Here is a 3,117-nt window from a genome sequence, read left to right as displayed (position 1 = left end):
GTATGCAGCTTTCCGAGATCGATCCGTCATCCGATATCTCCAACCTGCCGATCGAGAAATTTTGGGATGAGGTGGACGTCAGGAGCCATGCACGGCTGACCGAGAAGATCCGCGAGCATGGCGCGCTTTCGGCCATCGAGATCGGCCACAGCGGCATGCGTTCGCGCGGCCTGGCAAATGGCTATCCGGTTCTCGGCCCATCCAGTCTTCCCGTTCTCAAGCCTGAGGTCCCGGTCCAAAGCAAAGCCATGGACAAAAGCGACATCAAGTTGCTACGCGAGAACTATCGCGCTGCGGTTCGACGGGCGAAACAGGCGAACTACGACATCGTCTATGTCTACGCCGCTCACGACGCGTCCATCCTTTGGCACTTCCTGACCCCCGCCTATAATCACCGAACGGATGAATATGGCGGCAGCTTCGCCAACCGGGTTCGGCTGCTACGCGAGGTCTTGGAGGAGGCCAAGGAAGAGGCGGGCGACGATATAGCCGTGGCCATTCGTTTTGCGGTGCATGAACTCACCGGGCCCAAAGCTATATCGAGTACCGGCGAAGGACGCGATGTCGTCGAGTTGCTGGCGGAAATCCCGGATCTTTGGGACGTCAATGTCTCGGGTTGGAGCCGCGACTCCGGAACCTCCCGCTTTGACCCCGAGGGCGCGCAGGAAGAATTTACAAGCTTCGTGAAAACAGTGACGACAAAGCCGGTCGTCGGGGTCGGCCGCTTCACATCCCCCGACGCAATGGTGAGCCAGATCCGCCGTGGCGTCCTCGATCTGATAGGTGGCGCGCGGCCGTCTATCGCCGACCCGTTCCTGCCCGAAAAAATCCGCGAAGGACGGGTGGACGAGATCAGGGAGTGCATAGGCTGCAACATCTGCGTGGCCTCCGACGCGTACTCAATCCCGCTGCGCTGTACACAAAACCCGACGATGAGTGAAGAATGGCGGCGCGGCTGGCATCCTGAACGCGTTCCCAAAGCCCAGACCAACAAGAACCTCCTTGTCGTCGGCGGCGGACCTGCCGGGCTGGACTGCGCCCTCACCTTGGCGCGGGCGGGCCACCAGGTGACAATCGCCGAAAAGTCGGAAGAGATGGGTGGACGCGTCACCAAGGAAAGCAGGCTGAAGGGCTTGTCAGCCTGGAGCCGGGTCCGCGACTACCGTCTCTACCAGATGCAGCAGATGCCGAATGTCGAGCTTTTCCTGGGCAGCGAAATCACACCCGAGATCGCCTGCGAGTTTGGCGCCGACCACATATTCGTGGCCACTGGATCGCGCTGGAGGGATGACGGACTTGGCCGCACCCGGTACACGCCGATCCCAGGTTTTTCCGGTTGCGCTTTCACGCCCGACAGCATCCTGGACGGCGACAGCCTGTCCGGTCCGATCGTGATCTATGACGACGATCACTACTACATGGCTAATGTCCTTGCAGAACATCTCGCGGCAAAAGGCCACGAGGTTCACMTCGTCTGTCCTCAGCCCGCGATTGCGGGCTGGATGGGCTACACGCTGGAACAGCCTCGTGTGCTCAGCGCCCTGATGGCGGCCGGCGTCAAGATGTATCCGAACACGACGGCCGTGGAGTGGAAGGACGGTTCGCTGCATATCAATCGGTCGGACACTTACGAACCGTTGCCGGCTATCCCTGCAGCGGCCTTGCTGAGTGTTACATCAAGACTTCCACAAGACGATCTGTCCTACTGGCTTTGCGAGGCCGGTGTTCCGCACACAACAATCGGCGACGCGGTCGCGCCGGGGATCATCCAGGCGGCGGTGTTTTCCGGACACAAGGCTGCCAGGGAGTATTTGGGAACCGAGCCGGCAGACCGCATCTTCAAGCGCGAGGTCCCGACCTTGTTGATCTGAATCGGAGCCTCCAGTGAGCAAAACCAGGAGGCGTCGGCCTGGCTGGGCGCAACTCTCTCGTCTCAAGTCCGACGCGGGCCCGCCAGCGGGAGCACCGACTATGAGATCTCGCGCGCAGTCGACATGAGCCGGCTGCCCTGATCGCGACAGTTTTGGGAGGAACATTTATGGCCGCAGACACACCCTTGTGGACCCCGACGCAGGACCGGATTGACGCCGCGCCGATGACGGCTTTTCTGAAGGCCGCGGCGGCGCAGGCGGACGCATCATTCTCCAGCTATGCGGAACTCCGTGCCTGGTCAATCGACAACCGCGAGGCATTCTGGAGCCTCGTCTGGGATTTCTGCGACCTTGTCGGTGACAAAGGCGAGCGGATCCTTATCGACGGCGATCGGATGCCGGGCGCGTCATTCTTTCCCGATGCCACGCTGAACTTCGCCGAGAACCTGCTGAAGAAGACCGGCTCGGGCGACGCAATCGTCTTTCATGGCGAGGACAAGGTCGAGCGCCGGCTGTCCTGGAACGAATTGCACGCGCTGACGTCGCGCCTGCAGCAGCTTTTCCTGTCGCTCGGCGTCAAAAAGGGCGACCGCATCGCCGCCATGATACCCAACATGCCGGAAGCCGTCGCCGCCATGCTGGCGACAGCCTCGATCGGCGCGGTCTGGTCGTCCTGCTCTCCCGATTTCGGCGAGCAGGGCGTTCTCGACCGTTTTGGCCAGATCGAACCGGCCGTCTTCATTGGGCCGGACGGCTACTGGTACAATGGCAAGGCCATCGAAGTCGCCGACAAGATCGCCGCGGTCGCGACGAAACTTGGTACCGTCCGCAAGATCCTGATCGTGGACTATCTCGGCACCTCTGCCGACGTTGCCGCGACGATCGACAAGGCGGATGCTCTCGAGGAGGCCTTGTCTCCCTTCGCCGCGAAACCCGTGACCTTCGAACGATTGCCGTTCGCGCATCCGCTCTACATCCTGTTCTCGTCAGGCACGACCGGCATTCCCAAATGCATCGTCCATTCGGCCGGCGGCACGCTGATCCAGCATGTCAAGGAACACCGGCTGCATGCTGGATTGCTCGATGGCGATCGCTTCTTCTACTTCACCACTTGCGGCTGGATGATGTGGAACTGGCTGGTCTCGGGCCTGGCATCCGGAGCGACGCTGCTGCTCTATGACGGCTCGCCCTTCTACCCCGACGGCAATGTGCTGTTCGACTTCGCCGATGCCGAGAAGATGACCTT

At 61.3% G+C, this 3,117-nt stretch carries 2 protein-coding genes; both read left to right on the top strand.

Annotation, left to right across the window (positions count from 1 at the left end; translation table 11 throughout):
* On the top strand, positions 1-1,871 hold a 1,871-nt coding region (locus tag ACXJ7R_RS28685; RefSeq protein WP_457154771.1), incomplete at its 5' end, for an oxidoreductase.
* Between the two features lie 167 nt (positions 1,872-2,038).
* Positions 2,039-3,117 (top strand): AMP-binding protein (locus ACXJ7R_RS28680; RefSeq protein WP_457154770.1); only part of this gene is annotated, 1,079 nt, incomplete at its 3' end.

It is taken from the genome of Mesorhizobium sp. P5_C1 (assembly GCF_054049815.1).
This window is presented reverse-complemented; position numbering and strand designations above follow the sequence as displayed.